At 58.2% G+C, this 14,794-nt stretch carries 13 protein-coding genes; 10 read left to right on the forward strand and 3 right to left on the reverse strand.

Features of this window, described 5'->3' with window-relative positions; genetic code table 11:
• The first annotated feature begins 38 nt into the window (after positions 1-38).
• Together EAH78_RS12205 and infA are read left to right on the forward strand one after the other, a co-directional pair.
• Positions 39-746 carry an arginyltransferase gene (locus EAH78_RS12205; protein ID WP_140667760.1) on the forward strand — a complete coding sequence of 236 codons (708 nt, stop codon included), beginning with the start codon at positions 39-41 and terminating at the stop codon, positions 744-746.
• Between the two features lie 100 nt (positions 747-846).
• The gene (gene infA / locus EAH78_RS12210) at positions 847-1,065 is read left to right on the forward strand and encodes a translation initiation factor IF-1 (protein ID WP_002553999.1); all 219 of its coding nucleotides are present in this window, start codon (positions 847-849) and stop codon (positions 1,063-1,065) included.
• A gap of 855 nt (positions 1,066-1,920) precedes the next feature.
• Here infA and clpA read toward each other — a convergent pair.
• Positions 1,921-4,191, reverse strand: a complete 2,271-nt coding sequence (gene clpA / locus EAH78_RS12215; RefSeq protein WP_140667761.1) for an ATP-dependent Clp protease ATP-binding subunit ClpA — start codon at positions 4,189-4,191, stop codon at positions 1,921-1,923.
• 30 nt (positions 4,192-4,221) lie between these two features.
• Positions 4,222-4,584, reverse strand: a complete 363-nt coding sequence (clpS, locus tag EAH78_RS12220; protein WP_027925124.1) for an ATP-dependent Clp protease adapter ClpS — start codon at positions 4,582-4,584, stop codon at positions 4,222-4,224.
• A gap of 225 nt (positions 4,585-4,809) precedes the next feature.
• Between clpS and EAH78_RS12225 the strand changes: the two genes are divergently transcribed.
• A complete protein-coding gene (locus tag EAH78_RS12225; protein WP_140667762.1) occupies positions 4,810-5,091 on the forward strand; it encodes a cold shock domain-containing protein in 282 nt (93 codons plus the stop codon).
• Positions 5,092-5,152: 61 nt separating this feature from the next.
• Here the strand turns inward: EAH78_RS12225 and icd are convergent, their stop codons facing one another.
• The gene (gene icd, locus EAH78_RS12230) at positions 5,153-6,409 is read right to left on the reverse strand and encodes an NADP-dependent isocitrate dehydrogenase (protein WP_027925122.1); all 1,257 of its coding nucleotides are present in this window, start codon (positions 6,407-6,409) and stop codon (positions 5,153-5,155) included.
• Positions 6,410-6,914: 505 nt separating this feature from the next.
• Between icd and EAH78_RS12240 the strand changes: the two genes are divergently transcribed.
• The 7 genes from EAH78_RS12240 (at position 6,915) to EAH78_RS12270 (ending at position 14,778) form a co-directional block, all read left to right on the forward strand.
• Positions 6,915-9,140, forward strand: a complete 2,226-nt coding sequence (locus EAH78_RS12240) for an NADP-dependent isocitrate dehydrogenase (RefSeq protein ID WP_140667764.1) — start codon at positions 6,915-6,917, stop codon at positions 9,138-9,140.
• A 209-nt stretch (positions 9,141-9,349) separates the two neighbouring features.
• Positions 9,350-9,796, forward strand: a complete 447-nt coding sequence (locus EAH78_RS12245; protein WP_140667765.1) for an NUDIX hydrolase — start codon at positions 9,350-9,352, stop codon at positions 9,794-9,796.
• Positions 9,797-9,855: 59 nt separating this feature from the next.
• A complete protein-coding gene (mnmA, locus tag EAH78_RS12250; protein WP_140667766.1) occupies positions 9,856-10,989 on the forward strand; it encodes a tRNA 2-thiouridine(34) synthase MnmA in 1,134 nt (377 codons plus the stop codon).
• On the forward strand, positions 10,986-11,609 hold the full coding sequence (gene hflD, locus EAH78_RS12255) for a high frequency lysogenization protein HflD (protein ID WP_140667767.1): 624 nt from the start codon (positions 10,986-10,988) through the stop codon (positions 11,607-11,609). The genes mnmA and hflD overlap by 4 nt, the downstream gene beginning before the upstream one ends.
• A gap of 124 nt (positions 11,610-11,733) precedes the next feature.
• Positions 11,734-13,104, forward strand: a complete 1,371-nt coding sequence (purB, locus tag EAH78_RS12260; RefSeq protein WP_140667768.1) for an adenylosuccinate lyase — start codon at positions 11,734-11,736, stop codon at positions 13,102-13,104.
• Positions 13,105-13,190: 86 nt separating this feature from the next.
• Positions 13,191-14,360 carry a cupin domain-containing protein gene (locus EAH78_RS12265; protein WP_140667769.1) on the forward strand — a complete coding sequence of 390 codons (1,170 nt, stop codon included), beginning with the start codon at positions 13,191-13,193 and terminating at the stop codon, positions 14,358-14,360.
• Positions 14,353-14,778, forward strand: coding sequence for a GNAT family N-acetyltransferase (locus EAH78_RS12270; protein WP_140667770.1), 426 nt, complete (start codon positions 14,353-14,355; stop codon positions 14,776-14,778). Before EAH78_RS12265 ends, EAH78_RS12270 begins: the two co-directional genes overlap by 8 nt.
• Positions 14,779-14,794 lie beyond the last annotated feature (16 nt).

Below are 14,794 nucleotides of genomic sequence, written 5' to 3' on the forward strand. Positions count from 1 at the left end.
GCTTACACTTAATTCAAAGCTTATCCCGAGGGTTGATCATGACCGAGTTGGCGCGTTTGAAGTTCTATGCCACTCAGCCCCACTCTTGCAGCTATCTGCCAGATGAACAGGCTACAACCCTGTTTCTCGACCCTAGCCAGCCCATGGATGTGCATGTCTATGCAGATTTGTCTGAAATGGGTTTTCGGCGCAGCGGCGACCACCTCTACCGGCCTCATTGCCAGAACTGCAACGCGTGCGTCCCGGCGCGCATTCCTGTGGCCCAGTTCACCCCCAACCGCCAACAGAAACGCATCTTCAAACGCAACGCCGACCTGCAGGTTCGTCCCGCCAGGGCACAGTTCAGCGAAGAGTATTTCGATCTCTATCAGCGCTACATCGAACAGCGTCATGCCGATGGCGATATGTACCCGCCAAGTCGAGACCAATTCTCCACGTTCCTTGTGAGGGATTTGCCGTTCTCGCGTTTCTACGAATTTCGTCTCGAAGGGCGGCTATTGGCGGTGGCCGTCACCGACTTACTGCCGAACGGTCTGTCGGCGGTTTACACCTTTTACGAACCGGCCGAAGAACGTCGCAGCCTGGGGCGTTTCGCGATTCTGTGGCAGATCGGCGAGACCCGGCGTCTTGGACTGGAGGCTGTCTACCTCGGCTACTGGATCAAAAACTGCAAAAAGATGAGCTATAAGACCCAATATCGGCCGATCGAACTGCTGATTAATCAACGCTGGGTCATCCTGAACTAGAACCCCTTGGCTTAAACCCCATTTTTCGGGCACAATGCACGCCGCTTTTGCCTGGCGCAGTTGCACCGGGCCATTCATTGGACACCGAGGGCTTTACTGCATGTCGAAAGAAGACAGCTTCGAAATGGAAGGCACTGTCGTCGACACCCTGCCCAACACCATGTTTCGTGTGGAGTTGGAAAATGGGCACGTCGTAACCGCGCATATCTCCGGCAAGATGCGCAAGAACTACATTCGTATTCTTACCGGTGACAAAGTGCGCGTCGAGCTGACGCCCTATGACTTGAGCAAAGGGCGCATCACGTACCGCGCTCGCTAATCAAGTCAATACAAAACGCCCGGCTCTGCCGGGCGTTTTTGTTTGCCTGCGATTTGGTGGGTTCTTGGGTTCTTGGGTTTTGGGTTCTTGGGTTTTGGGTGTATATCCGTTGCTGCGGTGATGGCTGAATATGGTTTCGCTCTTACAGCGACTCACTTTTCCAGACGCCGAAAAGTAAGCAAAAGGCTTCGCCCCGGCGTACGGCACTTCGCTAAGGCTCAGTGTTCCCTCGCTACGGTATCCATCAGGGGGCATCGCCTACGGTCTGCTTCGCGACGACCTCCTCTCGATGTGTGCGGCTTCGCCGCACGGCGCTACGCGCCTACCCCCCTGATGAACACCTACGCTCGGCCTGCCGAAGGGGCGAAAGATCAAAAGCAGATCAAGGTCAAAAGCCAAAGCCAAAGCCAAAGCCAAAGCCAATCTAAAATTTCGAGCCTCCCACAACCCCTACAGTAATCCCCCACGCCTCTCTCCACTCAACAGGCCGAGCGTTAGCTCGCCTGCAGCTTTTGATTCACCCGCCCCGTCGGGAGGCTGAGTGGAGGTGTTCATCTGGGGATCAGGCGCGTAGCGCCGTGCGGCGAAGCCGCACACATCGAGAGGAGGTGCAGCGAAGCAAACCGTAGGCGATGTCCCCAGATGAATACCGGAGCGAAGGAACCCCGAGCCCCAGCGAGGGGCCGGACGCCAGGGGCGAAGACCTTTGCTTCCTTTGGGGCGTTTGCCAAAGGGAGTCGCTGTAAGAGCGAAACCTATAGCCGCCGTTACCGCAGCAACGGATATACACCCAACCCCATAGACAGCAAAAAGGCGCCCAAAGGCGCCTTTCGCTTTACAACAGATCAACAGCCGTCAGGCCATCTCAGCAGTGGTCTCAAACTCAAAGGTCAACTCACCATCCTTGAGATCAATGTGCACCACACCACCATGATCAGCCAGCTCACCGAAGAGAATCTCCTCAGCCAGCGGACGCTTGATCTTGTCCTGGATCAAACGCGCCATTGGACGAGCGCCCATTGCCGTGTCGTAGCCTCCCACCGCCAGCCAGCCGCGCGCTGCGTCCGTCACTTCCAACTGCACGCGCTTGTCTTCCAACTGCGCCTGAAGCTCGGTAAGGAACTTGTCCACCACACTTTTGATGACCTCATGACTCAGGCGACCAAACTGGATAATGGTGTCCAGGCGATTGCGGAACTCCGGCGTAAAGCTCTTCTTGATCACCTCCATCGCATCAGACGAGTGATCCTGATGCGTGAAACCGATCGAAGCACGCGCTGCCGTTTCGGCACCGGCGTTGGTCGTCATGATGACGATCACGTTACGGAAATCCGCCTTGCGCCCGTTGTTATCGGTCAGCGTACCGTGGTCCATGACCTGCAACAGCAAGTTAAAGACTTCCGGATGCGCCTTCTCGATCTCATCGAGCAACAGCACGCAGTGAGGCTGCTTGGTGATGGCTTCAGTCAGCAGACCGCCCTGATCGAACCCGACATAACCTGGAGGCGCACCGATCAGACGCGAGACGGTGTGGCGCTCCATGTATTCGGACATATCAAAACGAACCAGCTCGATGCCCATCGCTTTCGCAAGCTGACGAGCCGCTTCGGTTTTACCGACACCGGTCGGCCCTGCGAACAGGAACGAACCGACAGGCTTGTCAGGCGACTTCAGCCCGGCACGGGACAGTTTGATCGCGGTCGACAATGAGTCGATTGCGGCATCCTGACCAAACACCGTCAGCTTCAGGTCACGCTCAAGGTTGCGCAGCAGCTCTCTGTCAGAGCTGTTGACATGCTTGGGCGGAATCCGCGCGATTTTCGCGACGATGTCCTCGACCTGAGGCACTTCGATGCGCTTCACGCGCTTCTCGATCGGTTGCAGACGCTGGTAGGCGCCCGCTTCGTCGATCACGTCGATGGCTTTGTCCGGCATGTGCCGGTCATTGATGTAGCGCGATGCCAGTTCGGCAGCGGCACGCAACGCTTCATCGCTGTATTCGATGTTGTGGTGCGCTTCGAAACGACCTTTCAGGCCGCGCAGGATACCGATGGTGTCTTCCACCGAAGGCTCCGACACATCGACCTTCTGGAAGCGGCGTGCCAAGGCACGATCCTTCTCGAAAATTCCGCGGAATTCCTGGAACGTGGTCGAACCGATGCAACGGATATCACCCGAGGACAGCAGCGGCTTGAGTAGGTTCGAGGCATCCATGACGCCACCGGACGCGGCACCCGCACCGATAATGGTGTGGATCTCGTCGATGAACAGGATCGCCTGCGGACGTTTTTTCAGCTCATTAAGCAACGCCTTGAAGCGCTTCTCGAAGTCGCCACGGTATTTGGTCCCGGCCAGCAAGGCGCCCAGATCAAGGGAATACACCACGCTGTTGGCCAGCAGGTCTGGCACCTGGTTGTCGACAATACGTTTGGCCAAGCCTTCGGCAATCGCGGTTTTACCCACACCCGCCTCGCCCACCAGCAGCGGATTGTTCTTGCGACGACGCGCGAGGATCTGCGCGACACGCTCGACTTCCAGCTCACGGCCTACCAACGGATCGATACGACCCTGGCGCGCGAGTTCGTTGAGGTTGCTGGCATAAGCATCCAGAGGATTGCCTGAAGATGAAGACTCACCGCCCTCGTCGTCCTGCATATCTTGCTCACCTTCAGAGTGATCGCCATGCCCGGGCACTTTGGAAATGCCATGGGCGATGTAGTTGACGACATCGATGCGCGCAACGCTCTGCTGTTTCAGCAGGAACACTGCCTGACTTTCTTGCTCACTGAAGATCGCGACGAGCACGTTGGCGCCAGTCACTTCGCGTTTGCCCGAGCTCTGTACGTGGAACACAGCACGCTGCAATACGCGCTGGAAGCCCAGGGTTGGCTGGGTCTCACGATCCTCGTCATGGACGGGGATCAATGGCGTCGTGGAGTCGATGAACTCCTGCAGATCATGCTTGAGTTTGTCGAGGTTTGCGCCGCACGCACGCAAAACGGTGGCGGCAGCCTCATTGTCCAATAGGGCCAGCAGGAGATGTTCGACGGTCATAAATTCATGACGCTTCGAACGGGCCTCCTTGAAGGCTAGATTGAGGGTGACTTCGAGCTCGCGGTTTAACATAGCTTCACCTCATACCCAAGTGGTCGGCGATTAACCGTCCTTCTCGATTTCACAGAGTAGCGGATGCTGGCTTTCCCTGGCGTACTGGTTGACCTGCATGGCCTTTGTCTCGGCGATGTCGCGGGTAAACACTCCACATACTGCCCGCCCTTCTGTATGGACGGCCAGCATGACCTTGGTCGCCAGCTCGCGATTCAGGTTAAAAAACACCTCGAGCACTTCGACGACGAAATCCATCGGTGTGTAGTCATCGTTGAACAAAACCACCTTGTACATCGGCGGCGCCTGTAAAGCAGGCTTTGCCTCCTGAACAGCAATACCCGCTGAATCGTCGTCGTGTGAATCAGGATGATCCTGATTGAATGTTAGTCGAATCTGGCTGATTGCATGCATGGAAAGAAAGGTTCGTCAGTTGTGCTAAGACAGTGGTGGGGGCGCCCAGGGACGATTTCAACTCCGACCGCCCGGTCACCTTGACTATCGGGAAAACGGTGTTACAACCAATAGAGCCCACAGTGGGTAAAAAAGGTCCGCGGAGTCAATCTTATTTCCAAGATTAGACTGCGGATGTACTGGATGATACTCCAGTGATGGAGTCTGTTGCAGAGGGATATGAGCATGGCAGTCGGCAAGGTGAAATGGTTCAACAACGCCAAGGGATTCGGTTTCATTAACACCGACGCCAGAGAAGGTCGTGACGAGGATGGCAAGGCAATCGATTTCTTTGCCCACTATTCGGCCATCAAGATGGACGGCTACAAGACCCTCAAGGCTGGACAGAACGTCAGCTTCGAGATTATTCAGGGCCCCAAGGGATTGCACGCCGTGAATATTGGTGCAGCGCCGTCAGTGAGCGAACCTGTCGCTCCCGCCCTCCAGCAGGAGACAGTATCGAACTGACGCGACCGGCATCCAGACATGAAAAAACCGCCCGAGGGCGGTTTTTTTTGTGCCAGCTCGCTTACATATGCGAGATCAGCGCATCACCAAAGCCGGAAGACGACACCAGCTTCGCGCCATCCATCAGACGTTCGAAGTCATAGGTCACGGTCTTGGCGGAAATCGCGCCGTTGGTGCCCTTGATGATCAGGTCGGCCGCTTCGGTCCATCCCATGTGACGCAGCATCATTTCAGCAGACAGGATCAGCGAGCCCGGGTTGACCTGGTCCTTGCCGGCGTACTTCGGCGCAGTACCGTGGGTCGCTTCGAACATCGCAATGGTGTCGGACAGGTTGGCACCCGGTGCGATACCGATACCGCCCACTTCCGCCGCCAGGGCGTCGGAGAGGTAGTCGCCGTTCAGGTTCAGGGTCGCGATCACATCGTATTCGGCCGGGCGCAGCAGGATCTGCTGGAGCATGGCGTCAGCGATGGCGTCCTTGACGATGACGTTCTTGCCGGTTTTCGGGTTTTTGAATTGCATCCACGGACCGCCGTCGAGCAGCGTCGCACCGAATTCTTCAGCCGCCACTTCGTAGGCCCACTCTTTGAAGGCACCTTCGGTGAACTTCATGATGTTGCCTTTGTGCACGATGGTCAGCGAATCGCGGTCGTTGTCGACCACATACTGCAGGGCCTTGCGCGCCAGACGTTTGGTGCCTTGCAGCGAAACCGGCTTGATGCCGATACCGCAGTTTTCGTCGAAACGGATCTTGGTGACGCCCATTTCATCTTTGAGGAACTTGATGACTTTGGTCGCTTCCGGCGAACCGGCTTTCCACTCGATACCGGCGTAGATGTCTTCCGAGTTCTCACGGAAGATCGTCATGTCGACGTCGCCTGGCTTTTTCACCGGACTAGGCACGCCTTCGAACCAGCGCACAGGGCGCAGGCACACATAAAGGTCGAGTTGTTGACGCAGGGCCACGTTCAGGGAACGAATGCCGCCACCGACCGGGGTGGTCAAAGGGCCCTTGATGGAAACCACGTAATCCTTGACTGCGTCCAGGGTTTCCTGAGGTAGCCAGGTGTCCTGATCGTAAACCTGAGTCGCTTTTTCCCCGGCGTAGACTTCCATCCAGGAAATTTTGCGCTCGCCGCCGTAAGCCTTCTTAACAGCAGCATCGACAACCTTGATCATGACCGGGCTGATATCAACGCCAATACCATCGCCTTCGATGAAGGGAATGATCGGGTTGTTAGGAACATTGAGAGAATGGTCCGCGTTGACGGTGATTTTGTCGCCGACTGCTGGAACCTGAATCTTCTTGTATCCCATGCTGAACTCCATTGTTTGGATTGAACATCTGGCTTCGTTCGAGCGTAACCCAGTTAAATCGGCGCGCAAACCCTATGTTCCATCCATCTGCCGCAAAGCTGCATTCCTCGCGGGCTACAAGCCTGAAAGCAAAGGGAAAAGCGCCAAAGTCGAGCACGCCGAACGACGATACGCCCCACTCGTGCCTGCGACCTTTAGACCAATGGACGAGAATCGTTACTCATGAACCATCGGCAGAAAGCCAGCTACCTATGTATAATGCCGCCGCTGACTAAAGGGTCACGACGGTGGAAAGGCCTGCTCCTTGATAAAAAGCGACGAGACTTTCCGCCACAAGCCGGTCTGTTACCGCAGTCCGAATGCTTGACGCCCTACTGATGCACCCAACATCACAGCAACGAAACCTCGATATTCGGCTCATGGATGACTTTGAACGAACGCGCTTACCCGGCGCCCCTCGAGTTTCTGCGCACGCTTTAGCAAAGAAGAGAGAGTTAATCCGAATATGCCCACCCGCTCGAAGATCATCTATACCTTCACCGACGAAGCCCCAGCCCTCGCCACCTATTCACTGTTGCCTATCGTAGAGGCCTTCACCGCCTCGGCTGATATCGCCGTTGAAACCCGCGATATCTCTCTTGCAGGACGCATTCTGGCCAGCTTCCCCGAGCACCTGGGTGACAAAGCCGTAGCCGACCACCTCGCCGAACTGGGCGACCTGGCCGTTACGCCTGAAGCCAACATCATCAAGCTGCCGAACATCAGTGCTTCCGTGCCGCAGCTGCAAGCCGCCATCAAAGAACTGCAAGCCCAGGGCTTCGCCGTTCCTGACTACCCGGAAACCGTGACCAGCGACGCCGACAAGCTCGCCAAGTCGCGCTACGACAAGATCAAGGGCAGCGCCGTAAACCCGGTTCTGCGCGAAGGTAACTCCGATCGTCGTGCACCGCTGTCGGTAAAAAATTACGCTCGCAAGCACCCGCACAAAATGGGCGCCTGGGCTAAAGACTCCAAGTCTCACGTCGCGCACATGAGCGCCGGCGATTTCTACGGCAGCGAAAAGGCCGCCCTGATCGAAGCCGCTGACGCTGTCAAAATCGAACTGATCGCTCAAGACGGCACCACCACCGTCCTGAAGGAAAAAACCACCGTACAAGCCGGTGAGATCCTCGATTGCGCGGTCATGAGCAAAAACGCTCTGCGCAGCTTCATCGCTGCCGAGATCGAAGACGCCAAAGCCAAGGGCGTGCTGCTGTCGGTTCACCTCAAAGCCACCATGATGAAGGTCTCCGACCCGATCATGTTCGGCCAGATTGTTGCCGAGTTCTATAAAGACGCACTGACCAAGCACGCTGACGTGCTGGCTCAGATCGGCTTCAACCTGAACAACGGCATTGGCGATCTGTACGCTCGCATCAAGGCCCTGCCTAGCGATCAGCAAGCGCAGATCGAAGCGGACATCCAGGCGGTCTACGCCGTTCGTCCGTCGTTGGCCATGGTCAACTCCGACAAAGGCATCACCAACCTGCACGTGCCGAGCGACGTCATCGTCGACGCCTCGATGCCGGCAATGATCCGTGACTCCGGCAAAATGTGGGGCACCGACGGCCAGCTGCACGACACCAAGGCTGTGATCCCGGATCGCTGCTACGCAACCATCTACCAGGCCGTTATCGAAGACTGCAAAGTCAACGGTGCTTTCGACCCGACCACCATGGGCAGCGTGCCCAACGTTGGCCTGATGGCGAAGAAAGCCGAAGAGTACGGTTCGCACGACAAGACTTTCCAGATCAAGAGCAACGGTGTGGTTCGGGTTTCCGACAGCGCCGGTCGTACTCTGCTGGAACAGTCGGTTGAAGCCGGCGACACCTTCCGCATGTGCCAGACCAAAGACGCGCCGATCCAGGACTGGGTCAAACTGGCCGTCAACCGCGCTCGCGCCAGCAGCACCCCGGCGATTTTCTGGCTGGACCCGATGCGCGCCCACGACGGCGTGGTGATCGAGAAAGTTCAGGCTTACCTGAAGGATCACGACACGGCCGGCCTGGACATCCAGATCATGGCGCCTGTCGACGCAATGAAATTCACCCTGCAACGCACTCGCGAAGGCAAGGACACCATCTCGGTGACCGGCAACGTATTGCGCGACTACCTGACTGACCTGTTCCCGATCATGGAACTGGGCACCAGCGCCAAGATGCTGTCGATCGTTCCGCTGATGAATGGCGGCGGTCTGTTCGAAACCGGCGCTGGCGGTTCGGCTCCAAAGCACGTTCAACAGTTGCTGGAAGAAAACTTCCTGCGCTGGGATTCCCTGGGTGAGTTCCTGGCCCTGGCCGCTTCCCTTGAGCACCTGGGCGTGACTTACAACAACCCTAAGGCGCTGGTTCTGGCCAAGACCCTGGATCAGGCCACCGGCCAGTTCCTGGACAACAACAAGTCGCCATCGCGCAAAGTCGGCAACATCGACAACCGCGGCAGCCACTTCTACCTGGCGCTGTACTGGGCTCAAGCCCTGGCGGCCCAGACTGAAGACGCTGCACTGCAAGCGCAGTTCGCGACCCTGGCCAAAACCCTGACCGAGAACGAAGCAACCATCGTTGCCGAGCTCAACGCCGTTCAGGGCAAACCAGTGGACATTGGCGGTTACTACCACGCCAATGCCGAGCTGATCAGCAAGGCCATGCGCCCGAGCCCAACCTTCAACGCAGCAGTTGCTGCGCTGGTTTAAGGCTGTAAGGATGCAAAGAAGCCCCGGCCATGTGCCGGGGTTTCTGTTTGTGGTGCACATTACTCTGTGAACACCGGACCATGTGGGAGCGGGCTTGCTCGCGAAGGCGGTTTATCATTCAACATTGATGCTGGCAGACCCACCGCTTTCGCGAGCAAGCCCGCTCCCACATTGACGGTGTTTCACTATTTAAAATTCGAGGAAGCTTCATGGACTGGAAACCCCACATCACCGTCGCCACCATCGTCGAAGACAACGGCCGCTTCCTGATGGTCGAAGAGCTCAAACACGGTCGTGTCGTACTCAATCAACCCGCCGGCCACCTCGATCCGAATGAAACCCTGATCGAAGCCGCGGTACGCGAAACCCTCGAAGAAACCGGCTGGGACGTCGAAACCACCGGCGTAGTCGGCATTTACCTGTACACCGCCCCGAGCAACGGCGTGACGTACCAACGGGTTTGCTTTATCGCAAAACCACTTAAACACCACCCGGACTATCAACTGGATGACGGCATCGTCGGCGCCAAGTGGCTGACGCGTGACGAATTGCTGGAACAGCGCGCAAACTGGCGCAGTGAGCTGATCATCCGCTGCATCGATGATTATCTGGTCGGCAATCACTTCGGTCTCGAACTGATCCGCCCTTCTCTTTAGCCTTGCGGGCTCCAGCCTGCTAGAATCGCGTCCTTTTTCAAGACACTCATTGAATCCCTATGCGTGATCCAGCCCCTTCTGACACACAAAAGAAGCGCGTCATTGTCGGCATGTCCGGCGGCGTGGACTCTTCCGTTTCCGCTCTCCTGCTGATCGAGCAGGGTTATGAGGTGGAAGGCCTGTTCATGAAGAACTGGGAAGAAGACGATGGAACGGAATACTGCACCGCCATGGACGACCTGGCGGATGCGCAGGCTGTGTGCGACAAGATCGGTATCAAGCTGCACACCGCCAACTTCGCCGCCGAGTACTGGGACAACGTGTTCGAGCACTTCCTGGCCGAATACAAGGCCGGTCGCACGCCGAACCCGGACATCCTGTGCAACCGCGAGATCAAGTTCAAGGCGTTCCTCGACTACGCCATGATGCTCGGCGCTGACCTGATCGCCACCGGCCACTACGTGCGTCGCCGCGACATCGACGGTCGCACCGAGCTGCTCAAGGGCCTGGACGCGAACAAGGACCAAAGTTACTTCCTGCACGCCGTCGGCGGCGAACAGATCGCCAAGACCCTGTTCCCGGTCGGCGAGCTGGAAAAGCCTGAAGTCCGCGCGATTGCCGAGAAATACGAGCTGGCGACCGCGAAGAAAAAGGACTCCACTGGCATCTGCTTTATCGGCGAACGTCGGTTCAGCGACTTCCTCAAGCAGTACCTGCCGGCGCAGCCGGGCGAGATCAAGACCACCGAAGGCGAAGTGATCGGCCGTCACCACGGCTTGATGTACCACACCATTGGCCAGCGCCAGGGCCTGGGCATCGGCGGCTTGAAAGACGCCAGTGACGAGCCGTGGTACGTGCTGATCAAGGACCTGGAACACAACGAGTTGATCGTTGGCCAGGGCAATGACCACCCGTACCTGTTCTCCCGCGCCCTGCTCGCTTCGGACATCTATTGGGTCAACCCGGTCGATCTGACCGAGCCGCGCAAGCTAACCGCGAAAGTGCGTTATCGCCAGAGTGATCAGCCTTGCACACTGGAGAAAACCGCCACCGGTTACCGCGCCACCTTCGATGACCCGCAACGCGCGGTCACCCCCGGCCAGTCCGTGGTGTTTTACGACGGAGAAATCTGCTTGGGTGGCGGCGTCATCGAAATTGCCGAGCCGTGGACCAGCAAAGGCCAGCAACAATGAGCCCCACTCAGGAGCAACTGACGGCGCTGGGCGGCGTGTTTCTCGCCGCTGTCCTCGTCGACAAGATTGCCAAGACCGGCCAGACCACCGAAGCCGGCCTGACCTGCATGCTCGGCAGCCTGCTGATTCGCGACCCCAAGGACACCCTGGAAGTCTACGGCGGTGATGACCTCAATCTGCGCGAAGGTTATCGCGCTTTGGTGGGCGCACTTGAACGCGACCCGAGCGCCCTTCAGCGCGAACCTTTGCGCTACGCGCTGGCGATGCTCGGCCTGGAGCGCCAACTGGCCAAGCGCAACGACATGCTGGACGTCATTGGCAAGCGCTTGCCGCAGATTCAATCCCAGGTCGAGCACTTCGGCCCGGCTCACGAAAACGTGATCGCTGCGTGTGGCGCGCTGTATCAGGACACCCTGAGCACCTTGCGCCAACGGATTCAGGTCCACGGCGACATGCGCAACCTGCAGCAGCCGAGCAATGCCTCGAAAATCCGCGCCCTGTTGCTGGCCGGAATTCGCTCGGCGCGCCTGTGGCGGCAGTTGGGCGGTCATCGCTGGCAGCTGGTGATCAGCCGTCGCAAATTATTGAAAGAGCTTTACCCCTTGATGCGTAACGAATAAGTCACGCAGACAGCTATTTACTCCGCATTACGCGTAATACGCCGGTCAGTTGGCAACGGACCGACGGATTTTTTCATGTATGATACGCGCCCCATTTCGTTGCCCGACTGTCCGAGAACACCCCATGCAGCTTTCTTCGCTCACTGCGGTTTCCCCTGTTGACGGCCGCTACGCCGGCAAAACCCAGGCCCTGCGCCCGATTTTCAGCGAATACGGCCTGATCCGTGCTCGCGTTCTGGTTGAAGTGCGCTGGCTCCAGCGCCTGGCCGCTCACCCTGGCATCAGCGAAGTGCCGGCGTTCTCCGCCGAAGCCAACGCTGTGCTGAACACCCTGGCGGAAAACTTCGCTCTTGAGCACGCCGAGCGCGTCAAAGAGATCGAGCGCACCACCAACCACGACGTCAAAGCCATCGAATACCTGCTCAAAGAGCAAGCGGCCAAGCTGCCGGAGCTGGCTGCCGTCAGCGAATTCATCCACTTTGCCTGCACCAGCGAGGACATCAACAACCTGTCTCACGCCCTGATGCTGCGCGAAGGCCGTGATGATGTGATGCTGCCGCTGATGCGTCAGACCGCCGAAGCCATCCGCGAACTGGCCATCCGTTTTGCCGACGTGCCAATGCTGTCGCGCACTCACGGTCAGCCAGCCTCGCCGACCACTTTGGGCAAAGAGCTGGCGAACGTGGTGTACCGCCTGGAGCGTCAAATCGCTCAGGTCGCCGCCGTTCCGCTGCTGGGCAAGATCAACGGCGCTGTCGGCAACTACAACGCTCACCTGTCGGCCTACCCTGAAGTCGACTGGGAAGAAAACGCCCGCGCCTTCATCGAAGACGAACTCGGCCTGGGTTTCAACCCGTACACCACGCAGATCGAACCGCACGACTATATCGCCGAGCTGTTCGACGCCATCGCGCGCTTCAATACCATCCTGATCGACTTCGACCGCGACATCTGGGGCTACATCTCCCTGGGTTATTTCAAACAGCGCACCATCGCTGGCGAAATCGGTTCGTCGACCATGCCGCACAAGGTCAACCCGATCGACTTCGAAAACTCCGAAGGCAACCTGGGCATCGCCAACGCACTGTTCCAGCATTTGGCGAGCAAACTGCCAATCTCCCGCTGGCAGCGTGACCTGACCGACTCTACCGTGCTGCGCAACCTCGGTGTCGGCTTCGCCCACAGTGTAATCGCGTACGAAGCCAGCCTCAAAGGCATCAGCAAGCTTGAGCTGAATGCTCAGAAGATCGCTGCCGACCTGGACGCGTGCTGGGAAGTGCTGGCCGAGCCGATCCAGACCGTGATGCGCCGCTACAACATCGAAAACCCGTACGAAAAGCTGAAGGAACTGACCCGCGGCAAGGGCATCAGCCCCGAAGCGCTGCAGACTTTCATCGACGGTCTGGACATGCCAGCCGCCGCCAAGGCCGAGCTGAAATTGCTCACCCCGGCCAACTATATCGGTAACGCTGTAGAGCAAGCCAAACGCATCTGATTGACCGCTGGACCTGCTTGAGACGCCCGGCCGCGCCGGGCGTTTTTATTCCTGTCTAAAAAGTAGTTTTTTTCAATAGGTTACACATGAATCCTGACATTCCTCTTCAACTTCTGGGCGGCATCACGGCGCGCGAATTCCTGCGCGACTACTGGCAGAAAAAACCGCTGCTGATCCGCCAGGCGATTCCTGATTTCGAAAGCCCGATCGACGCCGACGAACTGGCCGGCCTGGCGCTGGAAGAAGAAGTCGAATCGCGCCTGGTGATCGAGAACGGCGAGCGCCCATGGGAATTGCGCCGCGGCCCGTTCGCCGAAGACGAATTTAGCAAACTGCCGGAACGCGACTGGACCTTGCTGGTTCAAGCGGTCGATCAGTTTGTGCCGGAAGTCAGCGAACTGCTGGAACACTTCCGCTTCCTGCCGAGCTGGCGTGTTGACGACGTGATGATCAGCTTCGCCGCCCCAGGTGGCAGCGTCGGTCCGCACTTCGATAACTACGACGTGTTCCTGCTGCAAGGCCACGGCAAGCGCAACTGGAAAATCGGCCAGATGTGCGACTCCGAAAGCGCCCTGCTGCCACACGCCGACCTGCGCATCCTCGCTGAATTCGAAGCCACCGAAGAATGGGTACTGGAACCGGGCGACATGCTGTACCTGCCACCACGCCTGGCTCACTGCGGCGTCGCTGTCGATGACTGCATGACGTACTCGGTGGGTTTCCGCGCGCCGAGCGCCGCCGAAGTGCTGACCCACTTCACTGACTTCCTCAGCCAGTTCCTGACGGACGAAGAGCGTTACACCGACGCCGACGCTCTACCGGCAGTTGATCCGCACCAGATCCAACACGACGCCCTTGATCGCCTGAAAAGCCTGCTGGCCGAGCACATGAGCGACGAGCGCCTGCTGCTGACATGGTTTGGCCAGTACATGACCGAACCGCGCTACCCGGAACTGGTGGTGGGTCCGGAAGAGATCGAGGAAGACGACCTGCTTGCCAGCCTTGAGCAAGGCGCCGTCCTTATCCGTAACCCAAGCGCCCGCCTCGCCTGGTCCGAAGTCGATGACGACCTGCTGCTGTTCGCCAGCGGCCAGAGCCGTTACCTGCCGGGCAAACTGCGCGAGCTGCTGAAAATGATCTGCGCCGCTGACGCGCTGCACGTCGACAACTTGGGCGAGTGGCTGAGCGACGAAGACGGCCGTGGCCTGATCTGCGAACTGATCAAGCAAGGCAGCCTGGGGTTTGCTGATGAATAAAATTCACGTACGTGTCGCAGACTGGCAGAAGGACATCGCCGAGATCCGGCGCATTCGTGAGACGGTGTTCATCGCCGAGCAATCCGTTCCACCTGAGCTGGAATGGGATGCCGATGACGCCACCGCGGTGCATTTCCTGGCCTACGAAGGCGACTTCCCGATTGGCACCGCTCGCCTGCTGCCCGATGGTCACATCGGCCGGGTATCGGTGCTCAAGGACTGGCGCGGCCTGAAGGTCGGCGATGCACTGATGCACGCGGTGATTGGTGAAGCGGAGGAGCGCGGGCTGAAGCAACAAATGCTCAGCGCGCAAGTGCAAGCCACGGCGTTCTATGAGCGCCTGGGCTTTCATATTCTCAGCGAGGAATTCCTGGAAGCCGGGATTCCGCATGTGGACATGGTGCGTCACTCCGCCTGATCCCCTGTGGCGAGGG

The organism is Pseudomonas arsenicoxydans (genome assembly GCF_006438915.1).
Classification (GTDB): Bacteria; Pseudomonadota; Gammaproteobacteria; order Pseudomonadales; family Pseudomonadaceae; genus Aquipseudomonas; species Aquipseudomonas arsenicoxydans_A.